14 protein-coding genes are annotated in these 12,944 nt (G+C 63.7%); 7 read left to right on the top strand and 7 right to left on the bottom strand.

The window, feature by feature from the left end; translation table 11 throughout:
- Positions 1–92 precede the first annotated feature (92 nt).
- The 3 genes from AC3G2C_RS01905 to AC3G2C_RS01895 all read left to right on the top strand — a co-directional run bounded on the left by AC3G2C_RS01905 (position 93) and on the right by AC3G2C_RS01895 (position 2,677).
- The gene (locus AC3G2C_RS01905) at positions 93–1,124 is read left to right on the top strand and encodes a methionine ABC transporter ATP-binding protein (protein WP_488382913.1); all 1,032 of its coding nucleotides are present in this window, start codon (positions 93–95) and stop codon (positions 1,122–1,124) included.
- Positions 1,121–1,804, top strand: coding sequence for a methionine ABC transporter permease (locus tag AC3G2C_RS01900; RefSeq protein ID WP_488382912.1), 684 nt, complete (start codon positions 1,121–1,123; stop codon positions 1,802–1,804). The genes AC3G2C_RS01905 and AC3G2C_RS01900 overlap by 4 nt, the downstream gene beginning before the upstream one ends.
- 72 nt (positions 1,805–1,876) lie before the next feature.
- Positions 1,877–2,677, top strand: a complete 801-nt coding sequence (locus AC3G2C_RS01895) for a MetQ/NlpA family ABC transporter substrate-binding protein (protein WP_488382911.1) — start codon at positions 1,877–1,879, stop codon at positions 2,675–2,677.
- Positions 2,678–2,894: 217 nt separating this feature from the next.
- Here AC3G2C_RS01895 and pncB read toward each other — a convergent pair whose 3' ends face one another.
- Positions 2,895–4,085 carry a nicotinate phosphoribosyltransferase gene (gene pncB, locus AC3G2C_RS01890; protein WP_488382910.1) on the bottom strand — a complete coding sequence of 397 codons (1,191 nt, stop codon included), beginning with the start codon at positions 4,083–4,085 and terminating at the stop codon, positions 2,895–2,897.
- Between the two features lie 360 nt (positions 4,086–4,445).
- Here pncB and AC3G2C_RS01885 point away from each other — a divergent pair, with 360 nt between their 5' ends.
- Positions 4,446–5,285, top strand: a complete 840-nt coding sequence (locus AC3G2C_RS01885; protein ID WP_488382909.1) for a c-type cytochrome — start codon at positions 4,446–4,448, stop codon at positions 5,283–5,285.
- Here the strand turns inward: AC3G2C_RS01885 and AC3G2C_RS01880 are convergent.
- The 4 genes from AC3G2C_RS01880 to AC3G2C_RS01865 form a co-directional block, all read right to left on the bottom strand.
- Entirely contained in the window at positions 5,258–6,280 is a 1,023-nt protein-coding gene (locus AC3G2C_RS01880; protein WP_488382908.1) for an aminopeptidase, read from the bottom strand. The two genes, AC3G2C_RS01885 and AC3G2C_RS01880, sit on opposite strands and share 28 nt — an antisense overlap.
- Before the next feature lie 83 nt (positions 6,281–6,363).
- Positions 6,364–6,768, bottom strand: coding sequence for a hypothetical protein (locus AC3G2C_RS01875; protein WP_488382907.1), 405 nt, complete (start codon positions 6,766–6,768; stop codon positions 6,364–6,366).
- A gap of 450 nt (positions 6,769–7,218) precedes the next feature.
- Positions 7,219–7,995 carry a histone H1-like repetitive region-containing protein gene (locus tag AC3G2C_RS01870; RefSeq protein WP_488382906.1) on the bottom strand — a complete coding sequence of 259 codons (777 nt, stop codon included), beginning with the start codon at positions 7,993–7,995 and terminating at the stop codon, positions 7,219–7,221.
- A gap of 119 nt (positions 7,996–8,114) precedes the next feature.
- Positions 8,115–8,717: a rhomboid family intramembrane serine protease gene (locus AC3G2C_RS01865; RefSeq protein ID WP_488382905.1), complete on the bottom strand. Its 603-nt coding sequence runs from the start codon at positions 8,715–8,717 to the stop codon at positions 8,115–8,117.
- Between the two features lie 151 nt (positions 8,718–8,868).
- Between AC3G2C_RS01865 and AC3G2C_RS01860 the strand changes: the two genes are divergently transcribed.
- Positions 8,869–9,750, top strand: a complete 882-nt coding sequence (locus AC3G2C_RS01860; protein WP_488382904.1) for a PhzF family phenazine biosynthesis protein — start codon at positions 8,869–8,871, stop codon at positions 9,748–9,750.
- Complete coding sequence (locus tag AC3G2C_RS01855; RefSeq protein ID WP_488382903.1) at positions 9,747–10,214, top strand: YaiI/YqxD family protein; 468 nt, start codon at positions 9,747–9,749, stop codon at positions 10,212–10,214. Before AC3G2C_RS01860 ends, AC3G2C_RS01855 begins: the two co-directional genes overlap by 4 nt.
- A 3-nt stretch (positions 10,215–10,217) precedes the next feature.
- Here AC3G2C_RS01855 and AC3G2C_RS01850 read toward each other — a convergent pair whose 3' ends face one another.
- On the bottom strand, positions 10,218–11,120 hold the full coding sequence (locus AC3G2C_RS01850; RefSeq protein ID WP_488383212.1) for an NAD(P)-dependent oxidoreductase: 903 nt from the start codon (positions 11,118–11,120) through the stop codon (positions 10,218–10,220).
- A 53-nt stretch (positions 11,121–11,173) separates the two neighbouring features.
- On the bottom strand, positions 11,174–12,352 hold the full coding sequence (locus tag AC3G2C_RS01845; protein WP_488382902.1) for a BaiN/RdsA family NAD(P)/FAD-dependent oxidoreductase: 1,179 nt from the start codon (positions 12,350–12,352) through the stop codon (positions 11,174–11,176).
- 108 nt (positions 12,353–12,460) lie between these two features.
- On the opposite strand from AC3G2C_RS01845, the gene AC3G2C_RS01840 reads away from it, so the two are divergent.
- Positions 12,461–12,943: a YajQ family cyclic di-GMP-binding protein gene (locus AC3G2C_RS01840; protein WP_488382901.1), complete on the top strand. Its 483-nt coding sequence runs from the start codon at positions 12,461–12,463 to the stop codon at positions 12,941–12,943.
- The last annotated feature ends 1 nt before the right edge of the window (position 12,944 follow it).

Below are 12,944 nucleotides of genomic sequence, written 5' to 3'. Positions count from 1 at the left end.
GGCAGGCACATGCCTTATGCTTTGCCGCGAGCCGGCCCCGCCGGCAGCCGCTCCCCGAGGCCCGCGCCTCCCCGGTTCCCCGAAGGTACCCCGTGATCCGATTCCAGGATGTCCACAAATCCTACCGCGTCGACGGCCGGGAGGTTCCCGCGCTGCAACCCTTCAGCCTGGACATCGCTGATGGCGAAGTGTTCGGCATCATCGGCCATTCGGGTGCCGGCAAATCGACACTTATACGTCTGATCAACCTGCTCGAACGCCCCTCCGGCGGACGCATCCTGATCGACGATGTGGACATGACCGCGCTGAGCGAAGCCGAACTACGCAAGCAACGCCAGCGCATCGGCATGATCTTCCAGCACTTCAACTTGCTGGCCTCGCAGACCGTGGCCGAAAACGTGGCCTTTCCGCTGCGACTGGCTGGCGAAAGTAACGCAGATGCGATCCGCCAACGCGTGAATGAATTGCTCGCGCGAGTGGGTCTGACCGCGCATGCGGACAAATACCCCTCGCAGCTCTCGGGTGGCCAAAAGCAACGCGTAGGTATTGCGCGTGCACTGGCCAATCACCCGTCGATCCTGCTCTGTGACGAAGCCACCAGTGCCCTGGATCCGCAAACGACTGCCTCCGTGCTGGAGTTGTTGGCCGAGATCAACCGCGAACTCAAGCTCACCATCGTGCTGATTACGCACGAGATGGACGTGGTGCGCCGCGTGTGCGATCGCGTGGCGGTGCTCGATGCCGGACGCATCGTGGAAACCGGCCCGGTCGCCGACGTGTTTTTGCATCCGCGCCATGCCACCACGCGACGTTTCGTCAACGAAGCCTTGCCGGAAGAGGCCGCCGGCGAACAGGCGCCCTACGCGCATGTGCCGGGCCGCATCCTGCGCTTGTCGTTCCGCGGCGAAGCCACCTGGACGCCCGCGCTGGGCCGGGTGGCGCGCGAAACCGGGGTGGACTTCAACATCCTCGCCGGCCGCATCGATCGCATCAAGGATCTGCCCTACGGCCAGCTGACTCTCGCCATGCAAGGCGAACGCGTGGACGAAGCCCTCGCCAGCCTGCGCCAGGCCGGCATCGAAATCGAAGAAGTCGCTGCACCCTCGCCGGAGAATCGTCCGTGACGCTCGCCCCTCTGCAAAGCCTGTTTCCCAACATCGACGACTGGAGCGAAATCGGCCAGGCCTGCATCGACACGCTGCTGATGCTGGGCGGCTCGTTGCTGCTCACCGTGGCACTGGGCCTGCCGCTGGGCGTGTTGCTCTATCTCACCGGCAAAGGCCAGTTGCGCCCCATGCCCAAGCTGTACGCCGCGCTGTCGCTGGTGGTAAACATCCTGCGTTCCATCCCCTTCATCATCCTGATGATCGTGTTGATGCCACTCACCTACGTGCTGGTGGGCACCAAGCTGGGCATCCGCGGCGCGATTCCACCGCTGGTGATCGGCGCGGCGCCGTTCTTTGCTCGCCTGGTGGAAACCGCTCTGCGTGAAGTGCAGCGCGGCGTGATCGAAGCCAGTCAGGCCATGGGCGCCAGCACCTGGCAGATCGTGCGCCATGTTCTGCTGCCCGAAGCACGGGCGGGCCTGATTGCCGGCATCACCGTCACCGCCATTGCCCTGGTGGGCTATACCGCCATGGGTGGCGCCATCGGCGCGGGCGGTTTGGGCGACCTCGCCTATCGTTACGGCTACCTGAGCTACAAGTCGGACTACATGCTGGTGACCGTGGTGTTGCTGATTGTGCTGGTGCAACTGCTGCAAATGCTCGGCGACCGCATCGTGGCGCGCTATAGCCAACGCTGAACGGGGCGTTTTGCATCCAGCGGTATGGACGGCTATTCTTGTGCGCCGCATCAACCGTGCCATATGACGAAGATGAATAAGCTCATTGCCATTCTTTCCGCCCTGCTCCTGCTGGCAGGCTGCTCTTCGTCCCATGAGGGCGGCGACGCGGCCAGCCAGAAGCTGGTGGTGGCCGCGACGGCCGTGCCGCACGCGGAGATCCTCAAGCAGGTCAAGCCGATCCTGGCCAAGGAAGGCGTGGACCTGGAGATCAAGGTTTTCGCCGACTACGTGCAGCCCAACGTGCAGGTGCTGGAGAAGTCGGTGGACGCCAACTACTTCCAGACCAAGCCCTACCTGGATGCGTTCAACCGCGAACGCGGCACCAACCTCACCATCGTCACCGGCGTGCACATCGAGCCGTTCGGCGCCTATTCGCACAAGATCAAATCCATTGACCAGCTGCCCGACGGCGCCTCGGTGACCCTGCCCAACGACCCCAGCAACAACAGCCGCGCGCTGCTGCTGCTGGCCAAGCACGGCCTGATCACCCTGAAGGACCCGAGCAACGAGCTGTCGACCCTCAAGGACATCACTGCCAACCCCAAGCAGCTCAAGTTCCGCGAGCTGGAGGCGGCCATGTTGCCGCGTACGCTGGATGAGGTGGACCTCGCCCTGATCAACACCAACTACGCGCTTGCCGCCGGCCTCAACCCGACCAAGGACGCGCTGTTGATCGAAGACAAGGATTCACCGTATGTGAATTACCTCGTCGCGCGCCCGGACAACAAGGACGATCCGCGCATCCAGAAGTTGGCCAAGGCGCTGACTAGCCCTGAGATCAAGGCCTTCATCGAGCAGAAATACCAGGGCGCGGTGCTGCCGGCGTTCTGAAGGCTGCGCTCGACGCAACACCTGAATGTTCATGACGCCGCCCGTCGCTAGAGGGCGGCGTTTTTTATGCTTTAAGCCTTCTCCGCCAGGGCTCGTTTCGGCGTAACGGTGCGCTTGCGGCAACACTCAGCGAATCGGCCTGCAGACGACCTTTGGCGCCCGAGCCCGTCCTACCACAACAAGCCTCTAACTGAGATGCACCGCGCGGCCCGCTGCATCACACCAACTCCGGCTCCGCCGGAATCTCGAATACCTGGCGCAGATACGTAACGTACGCGCTGTCCTCGCACATATTCTTGCCCGGTGTATCGCTGATCTTCGCCACTGGCTGCCCATTGCAGCGAACCATCTTGATCACGATCTGCAACGGCTCGGGGCCTACGTCGTTGGTGAGGTTGGTGCCCACGCCAAAAGCCAACTGACAGCGACCGTGGAAGTGCTGGTAAAGGCTCATCACCTTGGGAATGCTCAGGCCGTCGCTGAACACCAACACCTTGGTGCGAGGGTCCACGCGATTGGCGCTGTAATGCGCCAACACGCGCTCGCCCCAGGCGAACGGATCGCCCGAGTCGTGACGGGTGCCGTCGAACAGCTTGCAGAAGTACATGTCGAAGTCGCGCAGGAAGGCGCTCAGCCCGTACACGTCAGACAGCGCAATACCCAGGTCGCCGCGGTATTCGCGCGCCCATGCCTCCAGCGCCGCCACCTGCGAGTCGCGCAAACGCGGCCCCAGGGCCTGATGGGCCTGCAGGTACTCATGAGCTAGCGTACCCAGCGGGGTCAGGCCCAGCTTCCATGCCAGCCATACGTTGCTGGTGCCTGCCAGCTGGTGGCCCAGGCCGTCGCGCAACGTGGTCACCACCTCTTCGTGCCAGGCGCGCGAGAAGCGACGACGCGTGCCGTAATCGGCAATGCGGCACTCCTGATACCCCTCGGTGTCGCGCAATAGCGAAATCTTCTCGCGCAATCGACGTCGCCCTTCGGCCAGATCCAGCCCGGGCTGCGTGTTGCGAAAATACACCTCGTTGACGATCGCCAGCAGCGGCACTTCGAACAGAATGGTGTGCAGCCATGGGCCGCGTATGCGTATCTCGATTTCCCCCGGGCCCTCCTGTACGGGAAAGATCTCCACATACTTGGCGTTGAGCTGAAACAGCCCAAGGAAATCCACGAAGTCGCTCTTGATAAAGCGCCAGGTACGCAGATAGGCCAACTCGTCTTCGCTGAAACGCAACGTGCACAGCGCCTGCAACTCAGCCCGGATTTCCTCGATATAGGGCACCAGGTTCACACCCGGGTTGCGGCACTTGAACTTGTATTCCACCTGCGCGGCCGGGTAGTGATGCAGCACTACCTGCATCATCGAGAACTTGTAGAGATCGGTGTCGAGCAGCGAGGTGACGATCATGTATCGCTCATGCGCCTGGCGGCGCTACGGGGACGGGTAAGGGAATTATCCCCGCCATCGTGCCTCGCGCGCGAGCGTCCTTTCTCTCCAAAACGTAGGCAAATAAAAACCCCGGTAGCCAGGGGAGGGGCTAGCGGGGTTTTGTCAGGCCGGTCTCAAAACAAAGAGGGGAAAAGGACCGACCCCTCAGTGGAGCGATACAGCTACCCCACTTCTTGTCGCCGTCACGGCGATACGATGACTTAGTGTGGTCCCATGCCTACGAGTTCAAGGACTCGTCCGATTTCGTTCAGCTTTTGGCAAGCTGGCGCCTCCGGCCGCTACCTCTACAATCAGCGCCCCACCGTCCGAGGAACGCCCATGTCGCTGCTGTCGCGCCTGCTGGCCTTGTGCTTGCTGGGCCTCGCCCTGCCCGCTCCCGCCGCCGAACTCAGCCTGGACCTCGGCCACGGCGTTCAGAGTCTGAACACAGCGGAGCTATTGCAGCGCAAGGATGCGCGCAGCATCGAGATTCCGGACGATGTGTCCTATCACCGGACGATGCGCTATCGCGCTATCCCATTGAAAGCGCTGTTGAATGGCGTAGGGAACGACGACGCCCTGCTGTTCGTGGCGGCCGATGGCTTCGCGGCGGAAATACCCGCTTCGCTACTGCTCCACTCCCACGGCTCGCAGGCCTGGTTGGCTATCGAGGAGCCCGGCAAACCCTGGCCTTCGCTGGGCCAAGGCAAACTGGGTGCCGGGCCGTTCTACCTGGTGTGGGTCGACCCCGCGGCGATGAAAGTGAGCCCCGAGCAATGGCCGTTCCAGCTCGCCTCCATTCGCCGACTGGCGCCGGTGGCGGAACGCTTTCCTGCCATCCGCCCGGGCACGCCGGCGGGAGACAGTGAGATCAACCGGGGCTTTGCGGTCTTCCAGCGCACGTGCTTCGCCTGCCATACGCTCAACGGCCAGGGAGATGCGCGACTGGGGCCGGATCTCAACATTCCCCACAACCCCACCGAATACCTGCGAGACGATCTATTGCGCGCCTATATCCGCGACCCGCAGTCCTTACGGCGCTGGCCGCAGGCGCGCATGCCAGGCTTCGGCAAGGAGGCACTTACCGAAGCCGATCTCGATGCGCTGCTCGCGTACCTGCGTCACATGGCCGGACGCAAGATCGCTCCGCCTCAGGCCGAGGGCGCTGCCGGCAAATAGCGCTGCAACGCTTGCTCACGCTGGGCGGGCGGCAATCGTGCCAGCTCGCGCACGCTGGCATAGAAGGCAGGCCACTGACCTTCAGCCTCCTTGAACATCACGGCGAATGCCGGCGTCCAGCGATCGTAAAGGCCAAACGGCAATAGGCGCGCGTTGTTGATGGGCCCCGCCACCCACGCGTCATAGCGATGATCCTTGGGCCATTGTCGGTCACGCCACTGGGCATAACGATCGCGAAACTGGTCGATCTCGCGCCGTTTGCCGGCCGCCATGGCTTGCGCGTCGACGCCGCTGGCGTAGAGCGTCTTGAGGCGTTCGCGCAAATCCAGCACCAATCGCGTGAATCCTTCGGCCATGTCGCTGGCTTGCCGGTCTGGTGGCGGCAGACCCTGGGAGCGGCGCCACTCCTTGAGCCCCTCCTCCTGCACAAAGCTGGCGAACGACTCGTTGAAGGCGGTGTCGTCCTTTACGTAGATCAACTGATGGGCGAGCTCATGAAAAATCGTGCTGGCGAGCTCATCGTCGTCCCAGCGCATCATGCTGCTGAGGATGGAGTCAGCGAACCAGCCCAGTGTGGAATACGCGGGCACGCCACCCACGTAGACATCGTCACCGGCTGCCTCCAGCCGCGCGGCTTCGGCCTTGGCCTTGTCGTTGGAGAAATAGCCGCGATAAGCCACACAACCGGCGAACGGGAAGCAATGCTGAATCGGTGCCACGGAGTACGCCGGTGTAGCGAACACGTTCCACACCACGTATGGGCGATTGAGCTGCACGTAACTGGTGTAGCTGCGGTTATCCGGTAAACCCAATTGCACCGAGGCAAAGCGCCGGGCTTCCTGGGCAAGTTCCAAGCGCTTCTTCAAGGCCGCATCTGTCGATGGATCGGCCACCACGGCGTTCACGTCCCGGCGATGCACGACCAATTGCCCTTGGCCAGATGCCACGTGCGCGTAGTAGCCCAGCGTATGGCACCCCGAAAGCAACAGACCCACCGCCGCCACGGCGATGGGTCTGGGAACGATTCTGGTAAACGGCCCGAAAGCGCTCAACCTCATGCCGCCATTGTGCCTCCAGTTCAGTGGCCGTGGCCGCTCCAATTGCTGTGGCCACCACTCGAACTGCCATGCCCGCCGCTCCAGCCACCATGTCCGCCATTCCAGCCGCCGCGACCGCCCCAGCCGCGTCCGCCACTGTAGTAGTGGCCGCCGTGACCGTAATAGCGCGAACCGCCATACCACACGCCGCCAATACCGATACTCACAGAAGGCGCATAGCAACAACCGTAATAACCGTAGTAGCCCGGGTAGTAATAACCTGGCGCCGCATAGTAGCCACTGTCGTAGGTCACGCCCGAGCCGTAGTAAGCGTCGCCACCCGTTGTGGCAACTGGGCGGACGTAGCTGTAATCCGGGTAGTAATAACAACCGGACAGCGCCGCGGTGGCGGCCACCAAGGCAAGGCCGGCGAACATGCGTTTCATGACCGTAACCTCTGGGAGGGGATGGCTACACGCTAGTCCTCTCGCGCTAAGTGCGCACTGAATGGCTCAGAGCCTGCTCACGATCTCCACGCGGCCGCCTTGCTTGGGTGTGCCCGGCCAGTGAGCGGGGCGTGGCGAAGCGCCTGACTGGCCGTCAGGTCAAGCCGCGCACCGGTTCCTGGTGGGCACACCGGTGCAACCCTTGGGGCCGGGGCGGCTTGCCCGCAGCTTCGCGTCATTACTCGGCTGTGTACGGACGTACACGCCCTCGTTCTTCCTGGATCTGCGCCAAAACTGCTCCCGGCGCGGGCTACCTGGAGATCGCGAGCAGGCGCTTACAGCCACTTACGATCCTTCCGCCGTATGCATACGGAAGGATCGTAAACTGGCTTGCGAGCGTGACCGCGAACCGCGTGCTCGCCAGCGATGCCCTGTGGTTGCAGCGACTTGTCAGTCGCCGGCGCCGCCTCGTTCAGGTGGTTGCCGAATGTGGAGCAGCACGCCGCCCTGCGCACCCTGATCGTAGATGCCCTGATCAGCCAGATCGCTGGCCGGTGCCGAGGTTGCACCAGGCCAATGCGGCCCTTGGCGCACGCGCTCTTGCTTGGCTTCCAGCAGCGCCTGGATATGGGCCACGGCCTCTTGCGGGGTGATCCGCTGCATTGCCTGCTTGCGAGGCGCGGGGGGGCGCTTGGCCGAGGCTCGCTTGGCCGTAGGCGGCGAGCTGGCGGAGCGGTTGACCAGGGCGGATCGCTCGGGAGCCTTCCTGGGCGGCGCTTTCTTAGTCACGGCCTTCTTCGTCGCCAGCTTCTTGGCAACGACCTTCTTGGCGACTGCCTTCTTGGCGACTGCCTTTTTGGCTACCACCTTTTTCGCCACCGTCTTCCTGGCGACCACCTTCTTGGCCGCTCCCTTTTTGCTCACCGCCTTCTTGGCGGCCGTTGTCTTGCGAACGGTGGCGCGCTTGGCCACCGTCTTGCGCGTAGCAGGCTTGCGTGCGGTCGTCTTCTTGCTGGCCCCCTTCCGGGTCGATACGCGTTGGCTCGCTGTCTTGCGGCCGGTCGCCTTCTTGCTGGCGACTTTGCGCGTGCTGGACTTGCGCGCCGCCTTGGCGGTCGCGCGCTTGCGAGCTGGGGTCTTGGGCGGAGCCTTGCGGGTGGTGGTCTTCGGGGTAGCGGCTTTGCGGGTGCTGGTTCGCTTCGTCGCCGTTTTACGCGTCGTAGCCATGCGTCTCTCCTGCGGTAGTCGAGAATGCCCAACGCCCTGCTCGTTGGGCAGCACGAGCATTAACACCGCAAAGATGTATATCCGGTGAGCAACGCGCCACCGTTACGCATGAATTCGCGTTAGAACCGCGGCTGCGCCAACTGGTTGAGGAAGTGCGACAACACTTCCGGGCGCATCAGCAGGGTGAACGCCACGCCGAATGCCGCGCCCCACAGGTGCGCACTATGGTTGACGTTGTCCTGCCCGCGCCTGTCCATATAGATCGAGTAACCCAGATACAGCACGGCGTAGATGATCGCCGGCATCGGCAAGATGAACACCACGATGCGTGTCCACGGCGCCAGCAGAATGAACGAGAACAGCACCGCCGATACCGCACCGGACGCACCCAGGCTACGGTAACTGCTGTTGTTCCGGTTCTTCAGGTAGGTCGGCAGGATCGAGACCACCAGCGCCGCGATGTAGAACAACGCAAAGCCCAGCGTGCCCAGTCGCGCCGTGTAGAAGCCTTCCATCACCCGCCCGAAGAAGAACAGCGTGATCATGTTGAACAACAGGTGGCCGAAATCCGCGTGCACCACCCCGTAGGTCACCAGGCGGTGATACTCGCGGTTGCGGGCAATGGCCGGCGGCCACAGGATGAGATCGTTCATCAGGCGGGCATTTTTGAACGCCATGAACGACACGACAGAGGTAATGGCGATGATGATCAGGGTGATCATGCGGGTATCCGTACAGCCAAATTAAGACAAAGAATCCGCATCTTGGCGGCGAATCGCCCACTTGTCGACTACACCGGGCCCCACGGGCCGCCGATCCGCACTATCATTCGCCGCTTCACGCGTCTTCCCCCACGCCTGTCCGATCCCTCCCATGTCGATTCGTTACCTGCATCTGGACGTCTTTGCCGCCACCCCGGGCGGCGGCAACCACCTGGGCGTCGTCACCGACGCCACCGGCTGGAGCGACGCCCGCATGCAAGCTTTTGCTCGCTGGACCAATCTGGTCGAAACCACGTTCCTGCTGCCGCCCACCCAGCCGGGTGCCAGCTACCGCGTGCGCATCTTCACGCCGCACAAGGAAATTCCCTTTGCCGGCCATCCCACCATTGGTAGCGCCCATGCGGTGTTGCTGTGCGGCCTGGCCAAACCCGTCGACGGCCTGCTGTGGCAGGAGTGCGGCGCCGGCGTGCTGCCCATCCGCCTGGAAGGCGAAGGCCCTGCGCAGCGCCTGCTATTGAAGTCACCGCATGCCACGGTGGAAAAAACCGGCCTCGACGCTCACCCGCTGCTTTCCCCTGCCCTCGCCGGCATTGGCCTGGGCACGCTGCCGCCGGCGTATGTGGCAGGTGGCCGTCATTGGTGGCTGGCCGAATGCGCGGACGAAGAAAGCCTGCGACGCTGGAAACCCGATCACGCCGCCATCGGCGCGCTCGCGCGCGACACCGATAGCCTGGGCCTGTGCGTATTCGCGCGCAGCACGCACCCCGATTACCAGTTGGTCGTGCGTGCACTGCCCGCGGGCGTGGGCATTGTCGAAGATCCCGCCTCCGGCGCCGCCAACGGCCTGATCGCCGCCTATATCGCCCATGCCGAGCCTCATGGCCCGCTGGCCAGCGGCTACACGGTGAGCCAGGGACGCGAGATCGGGCACGACGCCAGCCTCAGCGTGCGTATCGAAGGCGACACGGTGTGGATCGGCGGTCACACCAACACCATCATCGACGGCATCCTGCACTGGGACGGCGCGGCGTGAACGCCGAGGCGCAAATCTGGGTCGATGCCGACGCCTGTCCGGTCGCCATCAAGGAAGTCCTGTTTCGCGCCGCCGAACGCGAGCAGGTGCAGGTCACCCTGGTGGCCAATCAATGGCTGCGCACGCCGGCCTCCCGCTTCGTGCGGGCCATCCAGGTGCCGGGTGGCTTTGATGTGGCCGACAACGAGATCGTCCAGCGCGTTGGTGCGGACGATCTGGTGGTGACGCAGGATATTCCGCTGGCGTCGGCCGTGATCGCCAAGGGCGCGCTCGCCATGCATCCGCGCGGCGAGCTCTATACCACCGACACCATCTCGCAGCGCCTGAGCATGCGCAATTTCATGGACGAGCTGCGCGGCGCCGGCGTGGACACCGGCGGCCCCGCCGCTTTCCATCCACGCGACAAGCAAGCATTCGCCAACCAGTTGGATCGTTGGCTCACGCGCCGACGTCAGGCGCGCTAAGGCTCAAAGGCCTCGTTCGTCCAGGTGCGCCCGCCGCGCAGCCACTTGCGCGAGGATCGCCCAATCCACGTCGTCATCACCGGCCGAGAGCGCTTCCAGCAGGTTGTCGCGCAGCAATCCGGCCAGCGGCAATGGAACGCGCGACGCATCGGCGGCGGCCAGCGCGAGGCCGATATCCTTGTAGCCCAGGGGCAGCGCAAACCCCGCTGGGGTGTAGCGCTGCTCGGCGATCAGCTTGCCGTAGCCCTGATAGGCCGGCGCCGCGAACAGCGTGCTGGTCATGACCTCCAGAAAGTCGGCCGCGCTCACGCCATGCGCGCGAGCCAGCGCCGATGCTTCCGCCATGCTTTCGATGGCCGCGCCCAGCATGAAGTTGCCGGCGATCTTCACCACGTTGGCGCGTTCGGGGGCTTCGCCCAACGGCCACACGCGACTGCCCATGGCGTCCAACAGCGGGCGCACTCGCTCGATGATCGCCGGTTTGCCCGCGGCGAGAATGTTGAGCTTGCCTGCCGCGGCCACGTCAGGGCGGCCAAACACAGGGGCCGCCACATACTCCAACCCGCGCTGCGCATGGGCATCGGCCAACTCGCGTGCCAGCGCCAGGGAGATCGTGGCGTGGTTCACGTGGATGCTGCCCTTGTCCATGCCATCGAGCAGGCCACCCGCGAAGAAAATGTCGCGCACGGCCTGGTCATTGGCGAGCATGCTGAACAGCACGTCGCCCTGCGCCGCGCGATCGGCGCTGCGTACGGCCTTGGCGCCCAGCGACACCAGCGGCTCGGTAGCGCCGGGCGAACGGTTCCACACCGTCACTTCGTGCCCAGCCTTGATCAGGTTGCTGGCCATGGCGCTGCCCATGGCGCCCAGGCCGATAAAGCCGACTTTCATTCGTGCTGCCTCCAGATCGAAGAAGCAGTCAGTGGAACATGCTGCGCGTTCAGCGCATGCGAAATGCGCTACGCCACTTCGCCTGCCGCATGCCCGGAAGCCCAGGCCCACTGGAAGTTATAACCGCCCAGCCAGCCGGTAACGTCCACCAACTCCCCCACAAAGAACAAGCCCGGCACATGCTTGGACTGCATCGTGGTGGAGGACAAACCATCGGTATCCACGCCACCCAGCGTCACTTCGGCTGTGCGGTAACCCTCGGTGCCACTCGCCACCATGGGCCAATCGTGCAATTGCGCGCCGATGTTCTGCAGCTCCGCCTCCCGGTACTGACGCATGGGGCGGCTTTCGAACCACAGCTCGCACAATCGCTGAGCGAGTCGGCGCGGCAACACGTCGGCAAGCACGTTCTTCAGTTCGGCCGCCGGCCGCGCGCCGCGCTGCTGGATCAACCAGTCGGCGGCGTCGAGTTCCGGCAGCAGATCGATGCGCAGATCATCACCCGGCTGCCAATACGAGGAAATCTGCAGGATCGAGGGTCCACTGATACCGCGATGGGTGAACAACATGCCCGCGCGGAAACTGCGCTTGCCCACGCGCGCCTCGGCCACCGGCAAGGCCACACCGGACAGATCCTGGTAACGCTCCTGGTGCTTGCCACTCAGTGTCAGCGGCACCAGGCCTGCCCGCGTGGGTAGCACCGCGTGCCCGAATTGCCGGGCCAGTTCATAACCAAAACCGGTCGCGCCCATGCTGGGAATGGACAGGCCGCCGGAGGCAACCACCAGCGATTGCGCATGCACCTCGCCATGCGCGGTGAGCACGCTGAAGCCCTCCTCCGTCTTGCGCACGCGCTCCACGCCGCAGCTGGTTTCGATACGCACGCCAGCGGCGGCGCACTCATCCAGCAACATGCGCACGATCAACTTGGAGGATTCATCGCAAAAGAGCTGGCCCAGCTCTTTCTCGTGATAGGCGATGCGGTGTTTTTCCACCAGCGCGATGAAATCCCACGGGGTGTAGCGCGCCAGCGCCGACTTGGCGAAATGCGGGTTGGCGGACAGGTAGCAGCCAGGCGTTACGCCCATATTGGTGAAATTGCAGCGCCCGCCACCGGACATGAGGATCTTCTTGCCCACCTTGTTGGCGTGATCCACCACCAGCACCCGGCGGCCGCGCTGCCCGGCCGTGATGGCGCACATCAGCCCGGCGGCACCGGCACCGATGATCAATACATCCACTTTCACGCGCGCACCACCGTCATGACCTGCTCCTTACGCCCAACCCCGCCATTATCCGCCAGATGACGCCTGTATCGCTTAAAATCGGCTTTTCACCCCTTTTGGACCGCGCCCATGCCCTCCTTTGACGTAGTTTCCGAAGTCGACAAGCACGAGCTCACCAACGCCGTCGACCAGGCCAACCGCGAATTGACCAGCCGCTTCGACTTCAAGGGCACCGACGCCCAGTTCGAACTGGACAAGTTCGTGATCACCCAGAGCGCACCCAGCGAGTTCCAGCTCCAGCAGATGCTGGACATCCTGCGTGCCCGCCTGATCTCGCGAAAGATCGATGTGCGCGCTCTCGACGTGTCCGACCCGGAAACCAACCTGGGCGGCGCGCGCCAGAAGATCACGGTGAAGCAAGGCATCGAGCAGACCATCGCCAAGAAGCTGGTGGCCTCGCTGAAAGAGGCCAAGCTCAAGGTCGAGGCGCAGATCAACGGCGACAAGCTGCGCGTTACCGGCAAGAAACGCGACGACCTGCAGCTCGCCATGGCGGTGCTGCGCAAGGCCGACGTGGAACTGCCGCTGCAATTCGACAACTTCCGCGACTGAT

Source organism: Frateuria sp. sgz306004 (assembly GCF_057750885.1).
This window is presented reverse-complemented; position numbering and strand designations above follow the sequence as displayed.

What these genes read in the sequence shown, in the direction of transcription:
- pncB (WP_488382910.1), bottom strand. Translation starts at nt 4,085, where the DNA reads ATGATCGTCACCTCGCTGCTCGACACCGATCTCTACAAGTTCTCGATG.
- AC3G2C_RS01865 (WP_488382905.1), bottom strand. Translation starts at nt 8,717, where the DNA reads ATGATCACCCTGATCATCATCGCCATTACCTCTGTCGTGTCGTTCATG.
- AC3G2C_RS01895 (WP_488382911.1), top strand. Translation starts at nt 1,877, where the DNA reads ATGAATAAGCTCATTGCCATTCTTTCCGCCCTGCTCCTGCTGGCAGGC.
- AC3G2C_RS01860 (WP_488382904.1), top strand. Translation starts at nt 8,869, where the DNA reads ATGTCGATTCGTTACCTGCATCTGGACGTCTTTGCCGCCACCCCGGGC.
- AC3G2C_RS01885 (WP_488382909.1), top strand. Translation starts at nt 4,446, where the DNA reads ATGTCGCTGCTGTCGCGCCTGCTGGCCTTGTGCTTGCTGGGCCTCGCC.
- AC3G2C_RS01840 (WP_488382901.1), top strand. Translation starts at nt 12,461, where the DNA reads ATGCCCTCCTTTGACGTAGTTTCCGAAGTCGACAAGCACGAGCTCACC.
- AC3G2C_RS01875 (WP_488382907.1), bottom strand. Translation starts at nt 6,768, where the DNA reads ATGAAACGCATGTTCGCCGGCCTTGCCTTGGTGGCCGCCACCGCGGCG.
- AC3G2C_RS01870 (WP_488382906.1), bottom strand. Translation starts at nt 7,995, where the DNA reads ATGGCTACGACGCGTAAAACGGCGACGAAGCGAACCAGCACCCGCAAA.